Source organism: Saccharopolyspora sp. NPDC002376, assembly GCF_053593195.1.
The window spans coordinates 78,718-101,133 of record NZ_JBSFBZ010000006.1 but is presented as its reverse complement, the minus strand read 5'-3'; the positions used below and the strand labels follow the sequence as shown (position 1 = coordinate 101,133).

Sequence of the window (22,416 nt, the reverse complement as noted above, 5' to 3'; positions counted from 1 at the left end):
GCACCCCGAACAGCCCTCGAACCTGCTCAACCGGCGCATCTCGTGCTCCCGATCACGCGGTCGAGGTCACGCCTCGAACTTGTAGCCCAGGCCACGCACCGTGATCAAGTAGCGCGGATCGGCCGGGTTCGGTTCGACCTTCGAGCGCAGCCGCTTGACGTGCACGTCCAGCGTCTTCGTGTCGCCGACGTAGTCCGCGCCCCACACCCGGTCGATCAGCTGGGCGCGGGTGAGCACCCGGCCGACGTTGCGCAGCAGGTACTCCAGCAAGTCGAACTCCTTCAACGGCAGGTTGACGTCCGCGCCGTCGACGGTCACCACGTGCCGCTCCACGTCCATCCGCACCGGCCCGGCAGCCAGCACCTGCGGCTGCAACTCCTCGGCCTCGCCGCGGCGGCGCAGCACCGCGCGCACCCGCGCGATCAGCTCGCGCGCCGAGTACGGCTTGGTGACGTAGTCGTCGGCGCCCAGCTCCAGGCCCACGACCTTGTCGATCTCGCTGTCCCGCGCCGTCACCATGATCACCGGCACCGAGGAGCGCTGGCGCAGCTGCTTGCACACGTCGGTGCCGCTCATGCCGGGCAGCATCAGGTCGAGCAGCACGATGTCGGCGCCGTTGCGATCGAACTCGTCCAACGCTTCCGGACCGTTCATCGCGACTGCCGCCGTGAATCCCTCCTTGCGCAGCAGAAAAGCGAGCGGGTCGGCGAAGGACTCCTCGTCCTCCACGATCAGAACCCTGGTCACCGGACTCCTCCCGTTTCGACGGCTGTGACCCCGTCGGCACTGTCCTTGGTCGACCGGGCGGGCGGCGCTGCCCGATCCGGTTGCTCGACGGCTGGTTGGCCGTCGGTCGTCCGAGCGCCGTGCCTGGGCACCCGAAGCGTGAAGGTGGAGCCGGTACCGGTGCGGCTCCAGAGCTTGACCTCGCCGCCGTGGTTGGCGGCGACGTGCTTGACGATGGCCAGGCCGAGGCCGGTGCCACCGGTGGCGCGCGAGCGGGCCGGGTCGACCCGGAAGAACCGCTCGAAGACCCGCTCGTGGTACTCGGGTTCGATGCCGATGCCGCGGTCGGTGACCGCGATCTCCACGAAGTCCCCGGACAACCGGCGGCTGATCGACACCGGGCTGTCCGGCGGCGAGTACGACACCGCGTTGTCGATCAGGTTGGTCAGCGCGGTGACCAGCAGCGTCCGGTCCCCGTCCAGCAGGTGGCCGGTGGGCTCGTCGACGGTGATCTCGATCCCGGCGGACTCCGCGCCGAGCCGGCAGCGGCCCAGCGCCTCCTCGATCACGACGTCCACGTCGACCGTGGTCAGGTCCGGCATCCGCTCGGCGCCCTGCAACCGGGACAGCGCGATCAGCTCGGAGACCAGGGTCCCCAGCCTGGTCGATTCGTGCAGGATCTTGGTGGAGAAGCGCCGCACCTCTTCAGCATCGTCGGCGGCGTCCAGAACAGCCTCCGCGAGCAGTGCGAGCGCCCCGACCGGGGTCTTGAGCTCGTGGCTGACGTTGGCGACGAAGTCGCGGCGGGTGGCCTCCAGGCGGACCGAGTCGGACTCGTCGGCGGTGTCGACGACGACGAAGCCGTCGCCTAGCGGGCGGACCTCGCCGAGCACCGCGGCGGGACCGCGGCCGCGCAGCGCGGGGCGCTCGGTCAGCGGGGAGAGGTCGACGGGTACGGCTTTGCTGGTCTCCAGGGCCTGCTCAGCGGCTTTGCGCGCGCGGTCGTCGGCCCGGTGATCACGGATGACGCCGAGTTCGTCGGCCCGGGGGTTGTGCAGCACCACGTCGCCGAACTTGTTGAGGATGACGACGCCGCCAGCGCTGGTGTGCACCAGCCGCTGGAGCAGCTCGGCGACGGTCGGGCCCTCGGGTTTGCCGCGGCCGTAGAACCTGAGTCGCGCGATGACGTAGCCACCGACCGCACCCACCAGGAGCACAGCGGCGATCAGGGCGGTGTAGCCCAAAGCGGTCACGTCAGCATCGTAAGCGCGCCGGGGTGGGGAAAAGCCAGTCTACGAGGGCGTTCAGTGATTCCCGCGACACGAATCGGGGGCTTCTTCACCTCCCCTTCACTCCGCGCTGGCAGCCAGTTCACCTACCGCCGACCCGTCAGTAGCGCTCCGTTCGCCACCACGGCGACTTCTCGCCACCAGTCACCCATGCGGGTGACGAACGCAGGGCACCTCCAACCGTCACCGCCACCTCCGCTCGTCCACAGTTTCAATTGAAACTGTGATCCGCCGTGGGTGGGATTTACAGTTTCAATTGAAACTGTGGTCTCCGGAACGCAAGAGGGGCACCCGGCCGAGTGGCCCGGGTGCCCCTTTCGCGGAACTGATCGAGTCAGCGGCCCTGGTTGGCGACTGCGGCGGCGGCCTTGGCGGCGGCTTCCGGGTCGAGGTAGGTGCCGCCCGGGTTGGTCGGCTTGAAGTTCTCGTCCAGGTCGTAGCGCAGCGGGATGCCGGTGGGGATGTTCAAGCCCGCGATGTCGTTGTCGGAGACACCGTCGAGGTGCTTGACCAGCGCGCGCAGCGAGTTGCCGTGCGCGGCGACCAGCACGGTGCGACCGGCGTTCAGGTCCGGCACGATCGCCGACTCCCAGTACGGCAGCAGCCGCGCCACGACATCCTTCAGGCACTCGGTGCGCGGCAGCTCGGCGCCGAGGTCCGCGTAGCGCGGGTCGGCGTCCTGGCTGAACTCGCTGCCGAGCTCGATCTCCGGCGGCGGGGTGTCGTAGGAGCGGCGCCAGAGCATGAACTGGTCCTCGCCGTAGGCGTCCAGGGTCTGCTTCTTGTTCTTGCCCTGCAGCGCGCCGTAGTGGCGCTCGTTGAGCCGCCAGTCGCGGCGGACCGGGATCCAGTGCCGGTCGGCCGTGTCCAGGGCGATGTTCGCCGTGGAGATCGCCCGCCGCAGCAGCGAGGTGTGCAGCACGTCCGGCAGCACACCGGCGTCGCGCAGCAGCTCACCGCCGCGCCCGGCTTCCGCCACGCCCTTCTCCGACAGCGGGACGTCCACCCAGCCGGTGAACAGGTTCTCGGCGTTCCACGTGCTCTCACCGTGCCGCAGCAGCACCAGGGTCGAAGTCATATCCCCAGGCTATAGAGCCGATCCGCCGGCCTTGCCCCGGAGGTCGGGCGCGTGGAGCTGAACCGATCAGTCCAGCGCCGCGTCGAGGGTGATCTCGGTTCCGGTGAGCGCGGCGGAGACCGGGCAGATCTCCTTCGCCTTCAGCGCGGTCTCGTCGAAGGCCGCCGGGTCGATGCCCGGCACCTTGGCCCGCACGGTGAGCGCGATGCCGGTGATGGCGAACCCGTCGCCGCGCGGCCCGAAGGAGACCTCGGCGCTGGTGTCGATCGATTCCGGTGGCGTGCCCGCCGCGGACAGCAGCCCGGACAGCTGCATCGAGAAGCACGCGGAATGGGCGGCGGCGATCAGTTCCTCGGGGCTCGTGCGACCGTCGGGGGCCTCGGAGCGCGACGCCCAGGTGACCGGGAACTGGCCGGCGTTGGACGAGTCGAGGGTGATGGATCCGGCACCGGACTTGAGGTCGCCGGTCCACTGCGTGGTGGCATTGCGCTCGATCATCTGACCGCTCCTAGTGGGGTTCGCGAAGGCGGCTGCGCACCGCCCGGTCAACCCTCCCGCAACGCACCGCGACCCGCACATTTGGTTGTGCTGTTCACTCGACAGTTATGTGATCAACGCGGCAACGTGACACGAAAGTGGCCATAGTCACCACCGTTGGCAAAACGAAGACGTTTTGATTCCTGCGCGTTACTTTTTGCACTAAACATCACACTAATGGAGTAATGTGGCGGCCTTGTGGCAGCTGCATGACTCTGCGAAGTTGACAACGCTCTCCTTGATCGGATCCCACGCACTCCCCGATCACGCGAGAGCAACACACGCGGTCCACCTCCCCCATCGGACCGCGCCCGCCGGGCCCAGGGTGCCCCCCGCCCATCGGCCCGTCAGGCGGGACCCCCGCGCGGGGCGGCTCGACTCGTGACTCCCCCTCTCTACCGAGCCGCCCCCGCGGTCCGTCTCTTCCGGGCTCGCTCTGCTTGACGGCGGGGATCTACAGTGTTGGGGTCTTCAGAGCCTTCTTGCGGCGGTGGAGCAGATAGAAGGCCGTGGCTGGGACTGCGAGGATTGCCGCGAAGGGCAGTACTGCTCCTGCTGTTGTCAGGAGGGCTGCTCCTGCTTCGGTCAGGGCTCGCCAGCCCGTTGTCAGGCCTGCCAGGAAGCCTGTTTCTTCGGTCGTTGCCGTTGGTTTGATTTCCAGGCCGACCCTGAGAGTGGCCAGTTGGACCTGGTTCGTCGTGGACGCTTCTTGGCGTTGCAGGGCTTCCAGGTCTGTTTCCCGGGTCGTCAGCTCCGATTCGATCGCGACGACGTCGTCGACCGTTGCCGCTCGGGCCATCAGGTCGCGCAGGCGCTGGACGCTGGCTCGCTGGGAGTCGATTCGGCTTCGGGTGTCGACCAGCTGGTCGGTGACGTCCTGGGCTTGCAGGCTGCGGGCGGTCACGTGCCCCAGGGCGGACAGGTCGTCCAGGGCTCGGTCCAGTTCCGCTGCCGGGATTCGGACGGTCAGCGTCGTGCTGGAGCGGTAGCCGTCCTCCTGCTCCAGATAGCCGTGGACCGCCTCCGCTCGGCGGCGCACCTCCGCGCTCGCGGCCGCGACGTCGTCCACCTCGACGTCCAGGGCTGCCGTTCGGACCACCTCGCGCTGCTGACCGGCGGTGGCGTCAGCGCTGCGCCCCGGGGTCTGCGAGAACTGCGAACTTCCCTGGAATTCCGGGGCCACCGCACTGACATCGCTGTCGATCGCCGAGCTCGACGTCGACGAACATCCCGCGAGCAACCCGGCCGCCAACACGACCGGGATCCAACGTAATCGCACCATCCACTCCTCCGAGTCGTTTCGGACACAGCGAGGACGGAACGGTGCGATCTTCCGGTTGCACCCGGAGTTACGGCTGGTCGTGCAAGGGCCCCAGCGGGCCGTCGCGCTCCACGAGCTGGCGGAACGGCTGCAGGTTCGACAGGGACTCGCCGCGCGACTCGCGCCAGCCCCACTCGCGGCGGATCGCCGTGGCGAACCCGATCTCCAGCAGCGCGTTGAAGTCCCTGTCGGCGGCTTCCAGCACCTGGCCGAGCACCCGGTCCAGCTCCTCCGCGGTCACCGCGTGCAGGCCGATCCGGCCGATCAGGTAGATGTCGCCGTTGGAATCGAGGGTGTAGTGCACCCCGTAGAGCTTCGCGTTGCGGCGCAACAGGAATCGGTAGACCTCTTCGTGCGCCTCGTCCGGCTGCCGGCACACGAAGGCCTCGACGACCAGGGCGTGCTCGGCCACGATCAGCCAGCAGTTGGTCTGCAGCTTCTTCGTGCCGGGCAACGTGACGAAGAACCGGCCCGAGCCCTTCTCCTGGTGATCCAGCCCGCTCTCGTCCAATGTGGACTTGATGACCTCGTCGAGGCTCACGCCGTCACCTCCTGGATGCGCAGTTGCGCGTGGAAGGCCATTTTCGCCTGCGCGTAGGCATCCAGTAGCGCCTCGGTGGTGTGCCGCCACGAGAACTGCGTCGCGTGGCCCGTCGCGCCCGCGGCCAAACGCGCTCTCAGCTGCGGATCGAGCACGACCGCTCCCAGCGCATCGGCCCACTGCCCGGTGCGGTGCCCGTCCACGAGCAGCCCGGACACGCCGTCGTTCACCGCCACCGGCAGCCCGCCGACTGCGGCGGCCACCACCGGTGTCCCGCAGGCCTGCGCCTCGAGCGCGACCAGGCCGAACGACTCGTTGTAGCTCGGCACCGCGACGACGTCCGCAGCCCGGTAGACGTTGGCCAGCAACGCCCCGGCGCGCGGCGGCAGGAACCGGACGACGTCGGTGATCTCCAGCTGCGCGGCGAGCTCCTGCAGCGCGCGCGGCCGCTCCAGACCGCTGCCGGACGGCCCGCCGACCACCAGGACGACCAGGCGTTCGCGCAGCTCGGGGTGCCGCGCCAGCAGCTCCGCGGTGGCGCGGAGGAGCACGTCCGGAGCCTTCAACGGCTGGATGCGGCCGACGAAGGCCAGCGCGATGGCGTCGGCGGGAAGGTCCAGCTCGGCGCGCGCGGCAGCTCGGTCGCCCGGCGTGAAGACGTCCAGATCGACGCCGGGCGGGATGGTCGCGACCGAGGCCGGGTCCGCGTCGTAGCGCTCGATCAGGTCGGCGGCCTCGAACTCGGTGTTCGCCACCAGCACGTCCGCCGCCTCGACGATCTGCTCCTCGCCGGCCACTCGCACCCGCGGCTCCGGGGTGTCACCGGCGGCGAGGTTGGCGTTCTTGACCTTGGCGAGGGTGTGCGCGGTGTGCACCAGTGGCACGCCCCAGCGCTCCCGAGCCAGCCAGCCGACCTGCCCGGACAGCCAGTAGTGCGAGTGCGCGATGTCGTAGTAGCCGGGATCGTGGTGGGCCTCCACCCGCAGCGCGCCGGCGGCGAAGGCGCACAGCTGCGACGGCAGCTCGTTCTTGTCCAGACCTTCGAAGGGACCGGCAACGACGTTGCGGACCAGGACGCCCGGGGCGAGCTCGGCGATGGGCGGGACGTCCGAGGACGTGGCGCGGGTGAAGATCTCGACCTCGGTGCCGAACTCGGCGAGCTGCCGCGCGGTCTGCGCGATGTAGACGTTCATGCCCCCGGCGTCACCGGTGCCGGGCTGCTCCAGCGGTGAAGTGTGCAACGAGAAGACGGCCGCGCGGCGCGGGCGCATGCGTAACGTTCTGGAGGTCATCTGCTGTCCATCGCGAGCGGGTCGCCCCGAGGGTTTCGAGGCGCACGTAGAAGCCGACATCCCGGGCCGCGGAAACATTCCCGCCGCAGTCCCGCAACGCCAGGCCGACCGTCGACGCTACCGCCCCCGAGCTGCGAAACCCCCAGCTCGACCGGCAACTGGTGGCGCTGCTCACACGACCCCGGACAGCAGAACGGCGGTGGTCGTGGAGACCACCGCCGTTCGCGTGAAATTTCGTCAGAACCTGTCTTTGAACTCGTTTTGCGTGGCGGTGCGGGTAGCGGAACCTCAGCGCCCGCCTGGACTGCGGGTGCCCACCCTTATGTATGCCAATACACGGCGGGTGGGCCGTCCTCGCCAGGCGAACGCTGAGAACCCGCGGCGGTGCCAGCGCCGAGGGTGGGCTATGCGCCTTCGGCGCATCAAAGATCAAAAGCCCGGATCAAAGGCAGGCACTCAGGCCGCCGACTTCGCGGTCCACTGGTCCCAGCTGAGGAGCCAGTCGTAGACGTCGAACTGCGGGGGCATGCTGCTCGCCGATCCGGTGATCTCGACCGGGTCACCGATCAGCGCGGTGTCGTAGTACGCCTTGGCGTCCACCGCGCTGAGGTTGATGCAGCCGTGCGAGTTGTTGACCTTGCCGAGAGCCGCGGCGTTCTCCTGGTTCTCGTGGATGAACTCGCCGTGGTTGGAGAAGCGGGTCGCCCACGTCTTGCGCACGTCGTGGTAGCCGTACCGGGGGTTGTCCATGATCTCCACCGGCTTCTTCTCCATGACGATGTACGTCCCGTTGGGCGTGTTGCGGCCCGGGTCGTACTCCTCGCCGTAGCTGGCGGCGTAGTTGGCCACCTGCTGGCCGTCGCGCTCCACGATCAGCCGGTGCGTGCCCACATCGCCCTTGACGATCTGCGCGCGACCGATGTTGAACTCGCTGGTCAGGTCGGCCACCCCGTAGGCGCCGTCGCCGTAGGACACGCCGTAGAGCTTGGCGCTGACGCTGACGTGCGTGTTCGCGGGCCAGTAGTCCTTCGGCCGCCAGTCGACCTGCTGGTCGGACAACCACGCCCAGGCGCCCTCGACCGGGACCGAGGTCTGCACGTTCAGCGCCTTCTGGGCGGCGGCCTTGTCCTGGACCGGCTTGTCGAACTTGATGCTGATCGGCATCGCGATGCCGACCTCGGCGTCATCGGTCGGGTTGACCGTAGCGCGGACGGTCTCCTGCGGCTGGAGGGTGGTGAACTTGCCCTCCACCGGGACCTGCTTGCCGTCCTCACCGGTCGCCTGGCCGGACCAGGTGTAGGTCTTGCCGTAGCCGAGGGCGACGCTGGGCTGCCAGCTCTTGCCGTCCTGCGCGAGCTGCCCGTCGACCGGCTTTCCGTCGTCGTTGGTCAGTTCGACGGAGTCGAACTTGCCCTTCTCGACGCTGGCCTTGACCGGGGCGGCCGGGTTGACGTCACCGGCATCGGCCCCGGGCTCGAAGGACACCTTCGCAACCGGATCGGCCGGCTTCTGCTGTTCGGGGGTGGACGAACCGCAGCCGGAGATCAGCAGCACAGCCGCAATTGTCCCGGCGAGTGCAGGCCGCAGGAGCCGCAGCTTGGAACCACTCACTTCGATCCCTTCTGAGAAATTGCGACCGCGCTGTCCACTTTGCCTAAATCCAGCCGAACAGCCGCCGAAAAATGACCCACATTCATGAGACGTCCGGAAACCCGAAAGGATGTCTTCCTTTTCTAGTGTGCCGTGTCACATCGATCGGGTGACAACGAGCCCCTCCGGGTGACGTGATCGGATGATGAGGGCAACCCGAAACCGGCGGGAGGACGTGGACGTGGGTACGAATTCTGCAGGTCGCTGGGCAGTGGTCACCGGGGCGAGCTCCGGCATCGGCGCCGCCACCGCACGACAGCTCGCCGCTGCGGGCTTCAACGTGGTGCTGGGCGCGCGACGGCTCGACCGGCTGACCGAGCTGGCCGAGGAGATCGGCGCCACGGCGCTGCCGCTGGACGTCACCGATCAGGAATCGGTGGACGCGTTCGTCGCGCAGGTCCCCGAGTGCCACGTGCTGATCAACAACGCCGGCGGCGCGAAGGGATTGGCCAAGATCGCCGACGCGGACGAGGACGACTGGCGTTGGATGTGGGAGACCAACGTGCTCGGCACGCTGCGGGTCACCCGGGCCCTGCTGCCCAAGCTGGTCGCCTCCGGCAACGGCCACGTGGTCACGGTGACCTCGGTGGCAGCCTCCGGGGTCTACGACAACGGCGGCGGCTACACCTCGGCCAAGCACGCGCAGGGCGCGCTGCACCGCACGCTGCGCGGCGAGCACCTGGGCGAGCCGGTGCGGTTCACCGAGATCGCGCCGGGCGCGGTGGAGACGGAGTTCTCCGAGGTGCGCTTCGGCGGCGACAAGGACCGCGCGGCGGCTGTGTACCGCGGCATCACCCCGCTGACCAGCGACGACATCGCCGATGTCATCACCTTCGCGGTGACCCGCCCGCCGCACGTCAACATCGACTTCCTGGAGATCAAGCCCCGCGACCAGCACTCGGCAACGCGAATGCACCGCCACGAGTGAGTTCCCAGGGCCAGGCGACGGTTTTGCCTGGTAGCTGCCCGTGAGTCTTTTGTATCGCTCTAGCAGCGCAACGGACTCACGGGCCATGAACTGCGGAAGCAATCGCCAGGCGAATTCGACTAGGCGTGGATTCGCTGCGGTTCGGTGCACAGCTCCACGTCGAGTTCGGCGAGCACGTCCGTGATCGGGCTGGCGAATCCGACGGCTCCGTCGCAGCTGCCCGCGACGTGCAGGCCGATCACGCGACCGCCCGGTCCGAGCACCACCGACCCGGCGTCGCCGGGCCCGCAGAAGTGCAACGACGAACCCACGATGCGGACCTGCTCGCGCAGCACCCGGACCCCGAGGGCGTCCCCGTGGTCGATCCGGACCGTCGCATCGACCGAGGTCACGACGCCGACGGTCACGCCGGTGCCGAAGCCGTTCTTGCTCACCCGCTCGCCCGGGTAGGCCGTCGCCGACCCGGTGATCGGCCCGATGCCCTCGACCACGCAGGTCGTCGCGGATCCCGGCGCCAACGCGACCGCCGCCGCGTCCACCCGGCCGGACAGCGCGGCCCGCGCGAGCTCGGCGTGCACCCGCCCGCCCTCGGGGTCGGCCATCCGGTCGCCCACCGACCAGCCGTCGTCCAGACAACCCACGTCGAAGGTGGTCAGACCCATCGTCACCGCCATCGGCGCGGCGCCGGTCACCAGCGCGCCCAGCGTGCCGATCCGCCGGTGCGAACCGGCCTCCGGCACCTGCGGCGGCGCGAGGTGGACCGCCCGGCACGGCGCGATCCCGCTGCCGCCGCTGATCAACCCGGGCCGCTCGACGCGCCGCGGCCGCGGCGTCAGCGACTCGTTCTCGGCGCAGTGGATGTGCTGCAGGACCGGCTGCTCCTCAACCACGTCGGTCGGGATGCCGAAGACGTCCGGCGGCACGCAGGCGTCGGGTTTCAGCTGCTCGCGCGGTCTCTTGCGCGCGACCGAGACCACGATGACTTGCTGCCCGGTGCTGCGTCCGGCACGGTGTTTCGCACCGATGTCGACAGCGGTCACCCCGGGCAGGTCGAGTAACTGATCCTCAACTGCCCGCTTTATCGGGCGTATCACTGCCCGATCTCTCAGCTCCCTGATGCTCAGCATGGTGGCCCCCTCCACCTACACCATTTAACACTCAGGGTTACGCGTCAGTCACGAAGAGTCACTCTTACGGCCGTTCAGCTCTTCGGCTGCTACAGCGAACAGTCCACCAAGACGGGCTCCGGTGCCAGCGAAACGCCGAAGGCCACGCGTACTCCGTCCCGAACTTCACGCGCAAGAATGAGCAGGTCCTGGGTGGTCGCGCCGCCGCGGTTGGTCAGCGCGAGCGTGTGCTTGGTGGACAGGCCCACCCGTCCGCCCGGCCCCTGGTGGCCCTTGCCGAACCCGGCGCGCTCGATGAGCCACGCCGCGGACAGCTTGACCCCGCCGTCGGCCGGGTACTGCGGAATCCGCTGGTCAGCACCAACGCGCTCGGTGATGCGCTCGAGCACCGCGGGCAGCTCGGCCTCGTCGACGATCGGGTTCGTGAAGAACGAACCGGCGCTCCAGGTGTCGTGGTCGTCCGCGTCGAGCACCATGCCCTTGCCGCGACGCAGCGCCAGCACCGCCTCGCGCGCGCTCGCCACGTCCACCTGTCCACCGGGCTCGACGTCGAGCGTGCGAGCCAGCTCGCCGTAGCGGATCGGGGCGGACAGGTTGTCGTCGCGCAGCAGGAACCGAGCGCGCAGCACCACGGCGGCGTCGCTGTGCTTGAGCACGCTGTTGCGGTAGGTCAGGCCCAGCTCGGTGGCCGGGACGGTGCGCACGGTGCCAGCGGCGCGATCGAGCAGGTCGACCGAGACCAGCAGCTCCGAGACCTCCACGCCGTACGCGCCGACGTTCTGCACCGGGGTCGCGCCGGTCAGGCCGGGGATGCCGGACAGGCACTCCAGCCCACCGAGGCCCTGGCGCGCGGTGTCCGCGACGACCTCGTCCCAGTCCTCGCCGGCTTCCGCGGTGAGCTGCACCAATCCGTCGCCGACGCTGTCGTACTGACGGCCCTCGGTGGCGATGCGCACGACGTGACCGTCGAACCCCTCGTCGGCCACCACCACGTTCGAGCCGCCACCGAGGACGAGCAGGCGGTGCCCGCCCGCATCAGCCGCGCACACCGCTTCGATGATCTCGTCGGAGCGGGTCGCGACCACCAGGCCGGTCGCCGGACCACCCAGCCGCAGGGTGGTGTGTTCGGCCAGGGGGACACCAGCGGTTTCGCCGGGCAGTTCGGCCACGGGCGCTGTGTCACCGCGCACTTCTTCGGCACCGGACGTGGAGGGCTTCACGGTTGCCAAAGGTAACCTCCGCTCCATGGCACGCCGCATCGAGCACCGAAGCACCTCCGAGTCGCCCGCGGTCCGGTTGTACGAGGCGCTGATCGACATCGACTACCTCAACGACCGCCTCGAGGAGCTCGGCGGCGCCAACGCCGAGCTGGTGAAGCACGTGGCGACCAACGGCGGCGCGCAGTTCCAGATCCGCCACTCCGTGTCCGCGGACTCGCTGCCCTCGGTGGCCCGCACCGTGGTCGGCGGCGATCTGACGATCGATCGCAGCGAGTCGTGGCGACGCGAGGAGGACGGGCACTACACGGGCGAGATCGCGGCCGAGATCGCCGGGGCGCCGTGCACCATCACCGGCTCGATGTGGCTGCGCGACGTGGCGGGCGAGGCCTCGATCAGCGAGTTCGTGGTGTCCGGCAACGTGCGGGTCAACGTGCCGTTCCTGGGCGGCAAGATCGAGGACCTGGTGGCCGACCAGGTGCAGAAGTTCCTCAGCGCCGAAGAGCGCTTCACCACCGAATGGCTGGCCCGCCGCGGATGACCTCGGTCCCGAAGAAGCGGGCACCGCGGCTCGCGGCCGGTCGCGCCCGCGCGCTGGGCATGCCCACCCGGGGCACGACGAACCCGAACCGGCTGCGCCGCGTCGACCGCTGGATCCTCGGCACCCCGTGGGTCGCGGGCGCCGTGCGCGACGCCGCGGAACCGGTGGTGGTCGACCTCGGCTACGGCGCGACGCCGGTGACGACCGTAGAACTGGCCGATCGGCTGCGTCCGCTGCACCCGGAGCTGCGGGTGGTCGGCCTGGAGATCGACCCGGACCGGGTCGCGGCTGGGAAAGAGGTCGCCGAACCGCCGTCGCTGGAGTTCCGCCGCGGCGGGTTCGAGCTGGCCGGACTGGCCGCCGGGGTGCGCGGCTTCGCCGGTCCGACGCTGGTGCGGGCGTTCAACGTGCTCCGGCAGTACTCCGAGCCGGAGGCGTGGAAGTACTGGGACGAGCTGTGCGCCCGGCTGGCCCCGGACGGGCTGCTGGTGGAGGGCACCTGCGACGAGATCGGGCGCCGCTGCTGCTGGGTGACGCTGGACCGAAGCGGCCCGCTGACCTTCACCCTGGCCTGCCTGCCCGCGGACCTGGAGAAGCCCTCCGACCTGGCCGAACGGCTACCCAAGACGCTCATCCACCGCAACGTGCCGGGTGAGAAGGTGCACGCGATGCTCGCCGAGCTCGACGCCTGCTGGGCGACAGCGGCGCCGATGGCCCCGTTCGGCCCGCGAGCCCGCTGGGCGCATGCGGTGCAGCTCTTCGCCGACCGCGGCTGGCCGGTCCTCGACCGCCGCCGACGTTGGCGCCTCGGCGAAATGACCGTCCCGTGGACAGCCGTCGCTCCCGACCGGTCTTAAGCACCACCACCGCCGCTCACGGAGGCCTACCGTGGGGGTATGGCTAGCGAGTTGTTGAACCGTGCTTTCCCGGAGCAGGCCGCAGCCTTTCGCAGCGCCGCGCTGCAGGCCGGACCGAACGCCCAGGTGTCGACCTGTCCGGGCTGGGACGTTCGCCGCCTGGTGCAGCACCTGGCGCAGGCGTACGCCAGGGCCGAGCTCTCCCTGCACCTGGAGCCGGGCGCCCCTCGCCCCGAAGCGCCGGGCCCACCGGCCGAGTTCGACGACGTGCTGACCTGGTGGGACGAGCGACTGGCCGACTTGCGCCACACTCTATCCACAATGGACCCGTCCCGCCGGGTGCGGTCGTTCTTCCCCGGCGGCACTGCCGCCAGCTGGACCCGCCGGATGGCGCACGAGACTGCGATCCACCGCTTGGACGCCGAACACGCCCTCGCCGGCCTGGGCTCGGACCACGTGCACGACCTGATCTTCGACCCGGAACTGGCCGCCGACGGAATCGACGAGTTCCTGACCATGATCCTCCCCCTCGGCGACTGGAGCGAGAGCACCGCCGAGGGCCAGGTGCTCGTCCACGCCCCGGACGCAGGCCGGGCCTGGCTGGTCGAGTTCCACCCGGGCGAGCCACCGCGAGCCGCAACAGCCACCGGTGCTGCCCTCGAGGTCGACGCAACGATCGCCGGCACAGCCGACGCGGTCTACCGCAAGGTCTGGGGCCGCCCGAGCACCGCCGCCCTCACCGGCAACGCCGCCCTCACCACCCTCATCAACGGCCGCTGAGCCCAGCCGCGTCACCCGAGGGGTGGTCAATTTCTCGCGAAATTTACCGCCCACCGGGTGAACCGGCGTGGGCCGTGGGCTCGGACACAGGTTGCCCTGTGATCGACGGGACCTCCACTACCTGCGATAATGCCTGATCGTGAGCCCTTCCGAACGGCGTTTCGTCATCAGCTTCGGCTGCCCCGACCGCACCGGCATCGTGTCCGGCATCTCGAGCTTCATCGCCGAGTTCGGCGGTTGGATCGTCGAGGCCGGCTACCACACCGACATCGAGACCGGTTGGTTCTTCACCCGCCAGGAGGTCCTCTCCGGCTCGCTGCCGTTCGGCATCGACGAGCTCCGCGAGCGCTTCGCCGCCGTCGCCGAGGAGCTCAGCAGCCAGAGCAGCTGGCGCATCTCGGACACCGGTGAGCGGCGCCGGGTGGTCATCCTGGTGTCGAAGGACGGGCACTGCCTGCACGACCTGCTCGGCCGGATCAGCTCCGGCGAGCTGGACGTGGACCTGCGCGCGGTGATCGGCAACCACCCGAACCTCGGCCCGATCACCGAGGCGCACGGCATCCCGTTCCACCACGTGCCCTTCGGCAAGGACCCGGCGGCGAAGGCCGAGGCGTTCGAGCAGGTCCGCTCGCTGGTCGACGAGCACGACCCGAACGCGATCGTGCTGGCCCGCTTCATGCAGGTCCTGCCGCCCGAGCTGTGCGAGGCCTGGGCCGGCCGCGCGCTGAACATCCACCACAGCTTCCTGCCGTCGTTCGCCGGCGCCCGCCCGTACCACCAGGCGTACGACCGAGGCGTGAAGCTCATCGGCGCGACCTGCCACTACGTGACGGCAGAACTGGACGCGGGCCCGATCGTCGAGCAGGACGTGATCCGCGTGGACCACACCGACGACGTCGAGGACATGGTCCGCAAGGGCCGGGACATCGAGAAGCTCGTCCTCGCCCGAGGCCTCCGAGCCCACCTCGAAGACCGAGTCCTCGTCCACAACCGCCGCACAGTCGTCTTCTGATCTGAACGTTCTCCAGGCGAAAGGCACCTTCAGGCAACCTTGGGTTCTAGCTGAGTTGCTAGAAGGTGCCTTTCCCCGCTCACCCGGAAGCGTTGATCGGGTGGGTTTCCAAATTTCCCTAAAGTTGGGAACTCCGCAGGGCTTTCAGCGACCGAGGCCGTCGAGGACTTCTGCGTTGGGGAGTTGGGTCAGGAGTTCGCCCGGGGTGATGAGCTTGCTTCGGCGGACACCGCTGCCGACCACCACGGCCGAAGCCTTTGCTACCTCCGGGTCGATCAGGATCGGCCAGTCCGCGGGGAGACCGAACGGGGTGATTCCGCCGTACTCCATGGCAGTCAGCTCGACCGCGTCGTCCATCGGCGCGAAAGACGCCTTGCGGACGTCCAAGCGGCGCTTGACCACGCCGTTCACGTCGGCCCGGGTGGTCGCCAGGACCACGCAGGCGGCGTAGCGGACCTCGCCGGATCGCTTGCCCGCGACGACCACACAGTTCGCCGAAAACTCAAGCGGCGAGCCGTACTTCTCGCAGAACGCTGCGGTGTCCGCCAGGTCCGGGTCGATCTCGGTCGCCCCGATGCGCGCATCGTCGAGCTCCCGGACCGACTCCGCTACCGGGTCGGCGAGCAGTTCGAGGCGCTCCAGCGCCGATGCGACGTCCAGCGTTCCCGCGGCCAAAGACCAATCAGCACCCATGGCACGACGATACGAACCGCTGCCGAGTGCCAGTGGTTCAGGCCAGGAAGTCGACCAGCAGGCGGCGCAGCTCGCGGCGGTGGGTGAGCATCGGTGCAGGCGAGGGGAAGATCTCCAGCTGCGCGCGGGCGAAGGCGGCAGCCACGGATTTGGCCACCTCTGCCGGGTGCAGGGGGTCGTCGGTGGCTCCGGCGACGAGCACGTCCGAGTTGGCGGAGCTCAGCGCGGACGCGTCCGCGAGCGGTGCTCGCTCGGGCAGTTCGCGGAGCGCGTCTTCGAGGCGGAGCAGCGCGTTGGCCCGCTGCTCGACGTAATCCCCGAGTTCGGCGCCCGGCGGCAGGTCCTCCGCGACGAGCTTGCGCAGCTGCGCGCCGTCGCCAGCCGCGACCGCGTCAGCGAGACGTTCGAAGGACCAGTTCGCCGCGATGCTGCGAGGGCGGTCCAAAGCGGCCGGGAGCAGCAGTGCCAGCCGCTCGAACCGGTCCGGGTGCTCGGCCGCGATGCGGGTCAGCGCACCTGCGCCCATCGAAACACCGACCGCACGCGTCGCTCCGACCTCGTCGGCGACTGCGAGGACGTCCGTCGCGATGGCCGCGTAGTTCCAGTAGCCCGACGGGGCGTCCGGGGCGTCGCCGTGCCCCGGCAACATGACGACGACCCGGGTGCCCGGCAGTCCGGAGGCCGGGATGCGGGCTTCGCCCTCGGTGGCGCCCAGGCCGTGCACGACTAGCGTCACCGGTCCGCCACGGCCGTGCGTCGCCCAGCGCGGACCCACTACCAGGACCGTCCCTGGATCTCCCGCACCTTGGGGCGCACGTCGACGATGTAGACCAGCGCGGCGACCAGTCCGGCGATCCAGATGATCCCGTACGGGCCGCGCTGGTCCAAGATCAGCAGCAGCGCGGCGGCACCTGTGATGGCCAGCCACTTCACCTTGTTCAGCTTGTCCACGGCGGTGAACGCGTCAGGGCGCTGCAGGGCAGCGTGCACGAACGCGAAGACCCCGACCGGGATGCCCGCGAACCAGATCACCAGCAAGATCCACTGGTACAAAGCCAAGCCGGTAAACACCCCTCCACCTTACGTGCTGCACGAGTGCACAGGCACCTACCGATCGCCAACACCCCCGCAACGACCAACTCCCCGACGCGTCTGGGCGTGTCGGGGAGTTGGTGACGGCGGGCGTCAGTTCTGGGTGGACTTGTCCGAGGTCTTCTTCGCCGCGGGCTTGATGGTGCTCTTCGCGGTCGACTTGGCCGCCGGCTTGCGGGTCGCGGCGGGCTTGGACTCCTCGACCGAAGCCTTGTCGCCCGAAGCCTTCTCGGTTTCCTTGGCGGGGGCCTCGTCGGCCTCGACGAACGGGCGGCTGACCTTGCCCAGCACGTCGTCGGCCAGGTCGCGGACCTCGCCCACGGTCTCCTCGACCTTGTCCTGCGCGGTGCCGACCTGGCTCCAGGCCTTCTTGACCTGCGGCTGGTCCTGCAGCCTGCCCAGGGCCTCCTCGCCGCGCTCGGCCAGGTAGTCGTAGAGCTGCTTGGCCGTCTGGCTGTAGGCGTCGATGCGCTTGCGCAGCTCGGCGGGGTCGAGCTTGCCGCGCAGCTCGTTCAGGTCGTTGGGCAGTTCCTGGCGGGCCGCCTCGGCGCGCTCGTTGAGCTGGCTGCGAACCTTGTTGACCGCGTCCAGCAGCGCCTGCGCAGCGAGGTCACCGGCACCGAGAGCGGCGAGCAGCGGCGTGCGGGCCTGCTCGACGGCGTCGCCGAAGGTCTTCTCGGCCTGTTCGCGCACCTTGTTCACGTCCTCGGTCTTCGGGAAACCCGGCATGGTGGTCACTCCTCGGATTGCTGGCTGTCCTCGTCCGGTTCGGCGTCCTGCTCGCGCCGGAACGAGGCGTAGATGTCCAGAAGCACTTGTTTCTGCCGCTCGTTGAGCTGGGGGTCGGCGAGGACCGCGTCGACCACCGGCCCGCTCTCGCGGCGCTCCAGAATCCCGGCCTGCACGTAGAGCGCTTCGGCGGAAATCCGCAGCCCCTTGGCGATCTGCTGCAGGATCTCCGCGCTCGGCTTGCGCAACCCGCGTTCCACCTGGCTCAAGTACGGGTTCGACACACCGGCGAGCTTCGCCAGCTGCCGCAACGAGATCTGGGCGTTGTTGCGTTGCGTCCGGATGTAGCCGCCGAGATCGCTGACCGCCTGGTTCACGGCCTTGTTGACTGCTTTGTCCACACGTTCCACGGGCTAGCACCTCTCCGGTCGCCGACCACGATACGCACGAGTGCTAACTCTTGCAAGCACCCTGCTTGCACTCGTTCGTGGGACCTTGGAACGCGAACACCTCTACCTGCTCGCCGGGCTCAACCCGCCGCAGGCCGAACCGGTACGGCGGCGGGCCTCCCCCGAGCTGCAGCGGCTGATCGACGGTTGGATGACCAAGCCCGCCTACCTCATCGACCGGCACTGGAACCTGATCTCGCTCAACAGCGCGGTGAGCGCGGTCTTCGGCTACGGGACCCGACGACCACAACTGCCTGGTCACCTTCTTCACCAGCGCCCGCTACCAGTCCGCAATCCGCGGCCAGCAGGACGCGGGTCGCGGACTGGTCGGCCGGTTCCGGGCGGACGCCGCGCGGTATCCCGACGATCCCGAGTTCGACCGGCTGGCCACCGACGTGCGCGAGGCGAGCCCGGCGTTCGCCGAGATCTGGGCCGAGCACCCGATCGGCGCCGACCCCAGGGCACCAAGGTCCTCGACCATCCCCAGGTCGGCGAACTGGTCTTCGAGTACACGATGCTGCCGCTGTCCGGTCATCCTCGCGCGATGGTCCAGGCCCTGCTCCGCGCGAGCAGGGCCTGGGATCACACCTGACAAGCGCACATGCAGAACGGGTGGCCGTCCGGGTCGGCGTAGACGCGCCAGTTCGAGTCCAGCTGATCGGACGGCTGTGGAAGCTGCGTGGCACCTGCCGCGATCGCGCGCTCGTGGCCCTCTTCCAGGGTTCGCACGCGGATGTCCAGGTGCATCATCTGCGGGACGTCGCGGCTCGGCCAGGTCGGCGGGCGGTAGCCGGGGTCCCGCTGGAACGCCAGCACTGCACCACCGTCGGGGTTCGCCAACTCGACCCAGTCGTCCTCGGTCTCCGACTCGTCGATCTGCCAGCCGAGCAGGCGGCCGTAGAACTCGGCGAGCTTTCGCGGTTCCGGGCAGTCGATGGCGAACGCAGTCAGCTTGAGCTCGGTCATCAATCCTCCGTTCAGTTCAGGCAGCCAGGCGGAGTGGGCCCGGGGCCAACGGCTGCGCCGGGGCGCAACGCCGCCGAAGCCTTCACCCACCAGTCGGCGAACCGGTCCAGCCAGAGTGGCCACAGCCGACCGCCTTCGCTCAGCGCGCGGTCGATCTCCCTTTGTCGGTCCGCCGCGGCGGTCAGCTCGCACCCGGTGACCCGCGACGCGATCTGAGACGGGTGCATTCCAACGCTCCTAACCGGCTAATCAGCTTCACCAGTTACTAACTGCCATTACGAGTATGGTGGTTACACTCACCCGACACAACCCCCTACTGGCTTACGATGGTGTTCGTGAACAGCAGAGCTGTCGCTCCGGAGGCGGTCCGACCACCGACGCTGGAGGCGGTCGAACTCGACTTCGATCACGACATCGAGCTACTCCTGGCCTTCCTCAACACCTACGACGTAGACGAAGGCACCGAACGCCTGGACGATCTGGACCAGTGGCAGCAGTGGTGCGCGGACCGGGGCCTGGGGGCGGCCTCCGACGTCGAAGCGGCGCGCGAGATCCGCGATTCCATGCGCAGCGCGGTCTCCTGCGACGGCCTGCCACCGGAACCGACCACGGCCTGGCCGGTGCAAGTCCGCCTGCAGCAGGGCATACCGGTGCTGACCGGCACCGATGCGCTGGGAACCGTGCTGGTGGCGGCTGCGCGCCTAGCGCACACCGGGCACTGGGACCGGATCAAGATCTGCCCGGCCGAGGACTGCCTGTGGGCGTTCTACGACCGATCCCGCAACCGCTCTCGGACCTGGTGCTCGATGCGGGTGTGCGGAAACCGGGAGAAGGCCCGCTCCTGGCGCGAACGCCACACCACGTCCGCCTGATCACGGGCGAACGCTTGCGGCGCATCGAAGGCAAAGGATCAAAACAGGCACTTGGGCAAAACTGACACGCCTCCTGGGCACGGGATCCCCTTGCCGGGTCAGAAGAACAGCTGGGAAATGCTGTAGATCGCCAGGCCCGCCAGGGAGCCGACGACCGTGCCGTTGATCCGGATGAACTGGAGGTCGCGGCCCACCTGGAGCTCGATCTTGCGGGAGGTCTCCTGGGCGTCCCAGCGCTCCACCGTGTCGGTGATCAGCGTGGTCAGCTCGTCGCGGTAGTTGGACACCACGTAGACCGTGGCGCCCTCCAGCCAACCGTCAACCTTGGCCTGCATGTCGGGCTCCTCGACGAGTCGGCGGCCCAGCGAGCGCAGCCCTTCGCGGACCCGGACGCGCAGTTCGCTGGAAGGGTCCTCGGCCGCGTCGAGCAGCATCTTCTTCGCGGTGCCCCAGGCCGAGGCGACCAGACTCTGCACCTCGGGGTGCTCCAGCACCTGCTGCTGGATCTGCTCGGCCTTGGCCATCGTCTTCGGGTCGTACTGCAGGTCGTCGGCGAACTCGACCAGGAAGCGGTCGACGGCCTTGCGCATCGGGTGCTCGGTGTCGGTCTTGACCGCCCAGGCGAAGGACAGCACCTCGGCGTAGATCTTGTCGGCCACCATGGCGTCGAAGAACTTCGGCGACCAGGACGGCGCGCGCTGGCTGACCACGCGCAGCACCGTCTCGTGGTTGTCCCGCACCCAGTCGTAAGCCCGGTCGCAGACCAGGTCCACCAGCTTGTGGTGCGAGCCGTCGGCGAAGACCTGCGACAGGATCCGCCCGAGCGGCGGGCCGAACGGCTGCGCGAGCACCTTCCGCACGACCGCCTGCTCCAGCACGGCCTGCACGTCGTCGTCGCGCAGCACCTGCACGGCACCGCGCACGGCGGTGGCCAGCTCCGAGGTGACCCGCTCGGCGTGGTCCTCGTCGTCGAGCCAGCCGCCGAGCCGCCGGCTGATCTCCGCGCGGCGCAGCTTGTCGCGCACCACCTGCTCGGCCAGGAAGTTCGAGCCGACGAAGTCGCCGAGGCTGCGGCCGATCACGTCCTTGCGGGTGGGGATGATCGCGGTGTGCGGGATCGGCAGCCCGAGCGGTCGCCGGAACAGCGCGGTGACCGCGAACCAGTCCGCCAGCGCACCGACCATGCCCGCCTCGGCAGCTGCTCGCACGTAGCCCGCCCACGCGGCGCCGTTGCTCTCCTGCCAGCGGGCGAAGATGTAGACCAGCGCCGCGAACAGCAGGAGCCCGCCGGCGACGGCCTTCATCCGCCGCAGGCGCTGGAGCTTGTCAGTGTCGGAAACCGATGTGGGCTGCACATATCGATTGTGGCAGTGCTCGACTAGTGCTCACGCCGTCGGCGAACCGAACGTGACGACCACCGCGCCGTTCGCCCTGGTAGGAGCCCGTGTGAGTTCCACTTCTTGGACAGCTGCGAGCTGGATCCGCATTCGGCCTGCCATTTCGACTAGTGTCGGCAGACGTGCGTACTCCAGCCCTCACCACCCGGTTGCGCCCGTTCACCTCGACGATCTTCGCCGAGATCACCGAGCTGGCCCGGCAGAACGGCGCGGTCAACCTCGGCCAGGGATTCCCGGACACCGATGGCCCCGAGGGCATGCTGCGGGTCGCGCAGGAGGCGATCGCCAACGGCGTGAACCAGTACTCGCCGGGCATGGGCGAGCCGGAGCTGCGCGCCGCGATCTCCGAGCACCGCGCAGCGCGCTACGGCATCGAGCACCGGCCCGAAGACGAGGTGCTGGTCACCTGCGGTGCCACCGAGGCGCTGACCGCCGCGATGATCGCACTGGTCGAGCCCGGTGACGAGGTCGTGCTCATCGAGCCGTACTACGACTCCTACCCGGTCGCGATCGCGATGGCCGGCGGCGTGCGCCGGACCGTCGCGCTGCGGCAGGGCGAGGACCACCGCTTCGAACTCGACCTCGACGCGCTGCGCGCCACTGTCGGGCCGCAGACCCGCGCGCTGGTGCTGAACTCGCCGCACAACCCGACCGGCACCGTGTTCACCGACGCCGAGCTAGCCGCCATCGCCGAGGTGTGCCGCGAGAACGACGTCATCGCCATCACCGACGAGGTCTACGAGCACCTCCTCTACGACGGTCTCGAGCACCACCCGCTGGCCACCCTGCCGGGCATGGCCGAGCGCACGCTGTCGATCTCCAGCGCGGGCAAGACCTTCAACGCCACCGGCTGGAAGATCGGCTGGATCTGCGGACCGGCCGAGCTGGTCGGCGCGGTGCGCGCGGCCAAGCAGTTCATGACCTTCGTCGGTGGCGCCCCGTTCCAGCCCGCGATCGCGCACTCCCTGCGCAACGAGCTCGACTGGGCCGAGCAGCTCCGCCAGAACATGCAGCGCAAGCGTGACCGGCTCGCCGAAGGCCTGACCGACGCTGGCTTCGACGTGCTGCACAGCGAAGGCACGTACTTCATCTGCGCCGACGTCCGGCCGCTCGGCTTCGACGACGGCGAGCAGCTGTGCCGCTCACTCCCGGAACGCATCGGCCTCGCCGCGATCCCGGTCCAGGTCTTCTGCGACAACCCGGAACCCGCCAAGCACCTCGTGCGCTTCGCGTACTGCAAGAAGGACGAGGTCCTCGACGAAGCAGTCCGCCGCCTCCACAAGCTCCGCTGAAAATCCCGGTCCGTGAGCACTCCGGGTCGC

Annotated in this window: 26 protein-coding genes; 8 read left to right on the top strand and 18 right to left on the bottom strand. The window is 69.2% G+C overall.

From position 1 onward, the window contains the following. Nucleotides 1-66: 66 nt before the first annotated feature. The 8 genes from ACWCO2_RS06950 to ACWCO2_RS06915 all read right to left on the bottom strand — a co-directional run bounded on the left by ACWCO2_RS06950 (nt 67) and on the right by ACWCO2_RS06915 (nt 8,395). Nucleotides 67-747, bottom strand: coding sequence for a response regulator (locus ACWCO2_RS06950; RefSeq protein WP_450126775.1), 681 nt, complete (start codon nt 745-747; stop codon nt 67-69). Continuing rightward, nucleotides 744-1,979, bottom strand: coding sequence for a sensor histidine kinase (locus ACWCO2_RS06945; protein WP_450126774.1), 1,236 nt, complete (start codon nt 1,977-1,979; stop codon nt 744-746). The genes ACWCO2_RS06950 and ACWCO2_RS06945 overlap by 4 nt, the downstream gene beginning before the upstream one ends. Before the next feature lie 370 nt (nt 1,980-2,349). After that, on the bottom strand, nt 2,350-3,093 hold the full coding sequence (locus ACWCO2_RS06940; RefSeq protein WP_450126773.1) for a phosphoglyceromutase: 744 nt from the start codon (nt 3,091-3,093) through the stop codon (nt 2,350-2,352). 66 nt (nt 3,094-3,159) lie between these two features. Further along, on the bottom strand, nt 3,160-3,591 hold the full coding sequence (locus ACWCO2_RS06935) for an OsmC family protein (RefSeq protein ID WP_450126772.1): 432 nt from the start codon (nt 3,589-3,591) through the stop codon (nt 3,160-3,162). Nucleotides 3,592-4,084: 493 nt separating this feature from the next. Next, nucleotides 4,085-4,912 carry a DUF4349 domain-containing protein gene (locus tag ACWCO2_RS06930; RefSeq protein ID WP_450126771.1) on the bottom strand — a complete coding sequence of 276 codons (828 nt, stop codon included), beginning with the start codon at nt 4,910-4,912 and terminating at the stop codon, nt 4,085-4,087. A gap of 67 nt (nt 4,913-4,979) precedes the next feature. Then, nucleotides 4,980-5,492: a YbjN domain-containing protein gene (locus ACWCO2_RS06925; RefSeq protein WP_450126770.1), complete on the bottom strand. Its 513-nt coding sequence runs from the start codon at nt 5,490-5,492 to the stop codon at nt 4,980-4,982. Beyond that, nucleotides 5,489-6,784, bottom strand: a complete 1,296-nt coding sequence (gene mshA, locus ACWCO2_RS06920) for a D-inositol-3-phosphate glycosyltransferase (protein ID WP_450126769.1) — start codon at nt 6,782-6,784, stop codon at nt 5,489-5,491. Before mshA ends, ACWCO2_RS06925 begins: the two co-directional genes overlap by 4 nt. Before the next feature lie 456 nt (nt 6,785-7,240). Then, entirely contained in the window at nt 7,241-8,395 is a 1,155-nt protein-coding gene (locus ACWCO2_RS06915) for a L,D-transpeptidase (protein ID WP_450126768.1), read from the bottom strand. Between the two features lie 220 nt (nt 8,396-8,615). Here ACWCO2_RS06915 and ACWCO2_RS06910 point away from each other — a divergent pair, with 220 nt between their 5' ends. Further along, nucleotides 8,616-9,362, top strand: coding sequence for an SDR family NAD(P)-dependent oxidoreductase (locus tag ACWCO2_RS06910; protein WP_450126767.1), 747 nt, complete (start codon nt 8,616-8,618; stop codon nt 9,360-9,362). Nucleotides 9,363-9,481: 119 nt separating this feature from the next. On the opposite strand, the gene ACWCO2_RS06905 is transcribed toward ACWCO2_RS06910, so the two are convergent. Next, on the bottom strand, nt 9,482-10,402 hold the full coding sequence (locus ACWCO2_RS06905) for a hypothetical protein (RefSeq protein WP_450126766.1): 921 nt from the start codon (nt 10,400-10,402) through the stop codon (nt 9,482-9,484). 176 nt (nt 10,403-10,578) lie between these two features. Continuing rightward, a complete protein-coding gene (locus tag ACWCO2_RS06900; RefSeq protein WP_450126765.1) occupies nt 10,579-11,748 on the bottom strand; it encodes a UDP-N-acetylmuramate dehydrogenase in 1,170 nt (389 codons plus the stop codon). Between ACWCO2_RS06900 and ACWCO2_RS06895 the strand changes: the two genes are divergently transcribed. From ACWCO2_RS06895 to purU, 4 genes are all read left to right on the top strand, one after another. Continuing rightward, entirely contained in the window at nt 11,735-12,247 is a 513-nt protein-coding gene (locus ACWCO2_RS06895) for a DUF2505 domain-containing protein (RefSeq protein WP_450126764.1), read from the top strand. The genes ACWCO2_RS06900 and ACWCO2_RS06895 overlap by 14 nt on opposite strands. Next, entirely contained in the window at nt 12,226-13,104 is an 879-nt protein-coding gene (locus tag ACWCO2_RS06890) for a class I SAM-dependent methyltransferase (protein WP_450126763.1), read from the top strand. The genes ACWCO2_RS06895 and ACWCO2_RS06890 overlap by 22 nt, the downstream gene beginning before the upstream one ends. Before the next feature lie 39 nt (nt 13,105-13,143). Further along, a complete protein-coding gene (locus ACWCO2_RS06885) occupies nt 13,144-13,884 on the top strand; it encodes a maleylpyruvate isomerase family mycothiol-dependent enzyme (protein ID WP_450126762.1) in 741 nt (246 codons plus the stop codon). Between the two features lie 139 nt (nt 13,885-14,023). After that, nucleotides 14,024-14,896, top strand: a complete 873-nt coding sequence (gene purU / locus ACWCO2_RS06880) for a formyltetrahydrofolate deformylase (RefSeq protein ID WP_450126761.1) — start codon at nt 14,024-14,026, stop codon at nt 14,894-14,896. Between the two features lie 144 nt (nt 14,897-15,040). Here purU and ACWCO2_RS06875 read toward each other — a convergent pair whose 3' ends face one another. The 5 genes from ACWCO2_RS06875 to ACWCO2_RS06855 all read right to left on the bottom strand — a co-directional run bounded on the left by ACWCO2_RS06875 (nt 15,041) and on the right by ACWCO2_RS06855 (nt 17,820). Next, nucleotides 15,041-15,589 carry a YbaK/EbsC family protein gene (locus ACWCO2_RS06875; protein WP_450126760.1) on the bottom strand — a complete coding sequence of 183 codons (549 nt, stop codon included), beginning with the start codon at nt 15,587-15,589 and terminating at the stop codon, nt 15,041-15,043. 37 nt (nt 15,590-15,626) lie between these two features. Continuing rightward, nucleotides 15,627-16,325 (bottom strand): alpha/beta fold hydrolase, encoded by a 699-nt coding sequence (locus ACWCO2_RS06870; RefSeq protein ID WP_450126759.1) that lies wholly within the window; start codon nt 16,323-16,325, stop codon nt 15,627-15,629. Between the two features lie 38 nt (nt 16,326-16,363). Next, complete coding sequence (locus tag ACWCO2_RS06865) at nt 16,364-16,648, bottom strand: DUF2516 family protein (RefSeq protein ID WP_450126758.1); 285 nt, start codon at nt 16,646-16,648, stop codon at nt 16,364-16,366. 126 nt (nt 16,649-16,774) lie between these two features. Next, nucleotides 16,775-17,410: a hypothetical protein gene (locus tag ACWCO2_RS06860; RefSeq protein ID WP_450126757.1), complete on the bottom strand. Its 636-nt coding sequence runs from the start codon at nt 17,408-17,410 to the stop codon at nt 16,775-16,777. 5 nt (nt 17,411-17,415) lie between these two features. Then, nucleotides 17,416-17,820 carry a helix-turn-helix domain-containing protein gene (locus ACWCO2_RS06855; RefSeq protein ID WP_450126756.1) on the bottom strand — a complete coding sequence of 135 codons (405 nt, stop codon included), beginning with the start codon at nt 17,818-17,820 and terminating at the stop codon, nt 17,416-17,418. Nucleotides 17,821-17,905: 85 nt separating this feature from the next. On the opposite strand from ACWCO2_RS06855, the gene ACWCO2_RS06850 reads away from it, so the two are divergent. Continuing rightward, nucleotides 17,906-18,451, top strand: coding sequence for an MmyB family transcriptional regulator (locus ACWCO2_RS06850; protein ID WP_450126755.1), 546 nt, complete (start codon nt 17,906-17,908; stop codon nt 18,449-18,451). Here the strand turns inward: ACWCO2_RS06850 and ACWCO2_RS06845 are convergent. Continuing rightward, nucleotides 18,442-18,825, bottom strand: a complete 384-nt coding sequence (locus tag ACWCO2_RS06845; RefSeq protein ID WP_450126754.1) for a VOC family protein — start codon at nt 18,823-18,825, stop codon at nt 18,442-18,444. The two genes, ACWCO2_RS06850 and ACWCO2_RS06845, sit on opposite strands and share 10 nt — an antisense overlap. Before the next feature lie 11 nt (nt 18,826-18,836). Beyond that, nucleotides 18,837-19,052, bottom strand: coding sequence for a hypothetical protein (locus ACWCO2_RS06840; protein ID WP_450126753.1), 216 nt, complete (start codon nt 19,050-19,052; stop codon nt 18,837-18,839). Between the two features lie 99 nt (nt 19,053-19,151). On the opposite strand from ACWCO2_RS06840, the gene ACWCO2_RS06835 reads away from it, so the two are divergent. Continuing rightward, nucleotides 19,152-19,697: a CGNR zinc finger domain-containing protein gene (locus ACWCO2_RS06835; protein ID WP_450126752.1), complete on the top strand. Its 546-nt coding sequence runs from the start codon at nt 19,152-19,154 to the stop codon at nt 19,695-19,697. A 98-nt stretch (nt 19,698-19,795) separates the two neighbouring features. Here the strand turns inward: ACWCO2_RS06835 and ACWCO2_RS06830 are convergent, their stop codons facing one another. Continuing rightward, nucleotides 19,796-21,001, bottom strand: coding sequence for a DUF445 domain-containing protein (locus ACWCO2_RS06830; protein WP_450126860.1), 1,206 nt, complete (start codon nt 20,999-21,001; stop codon nt 19,796-19,798). A gap of 215 nt (nt 21,002-21,216) precedes the next feature. Between ACWCO2_RS06830 and ACWCO2_RS06825 the strand changes: the two genes are divergently transcribed. Continuing rightward, nucleotides 21,217-22,386, top strand: coding sequence for a pyridoxal phosphate-dependent aminotransferase (locus tag ACWCO2_RS06825; RefSeq protein WP_450126751.1), 1,170 nt, complete (start codon nt 21,217-21,219; stop codon nt 22,384-22,386). Nucleotides 22,387-22,416 lie beyond the last annotated feature (30 nt).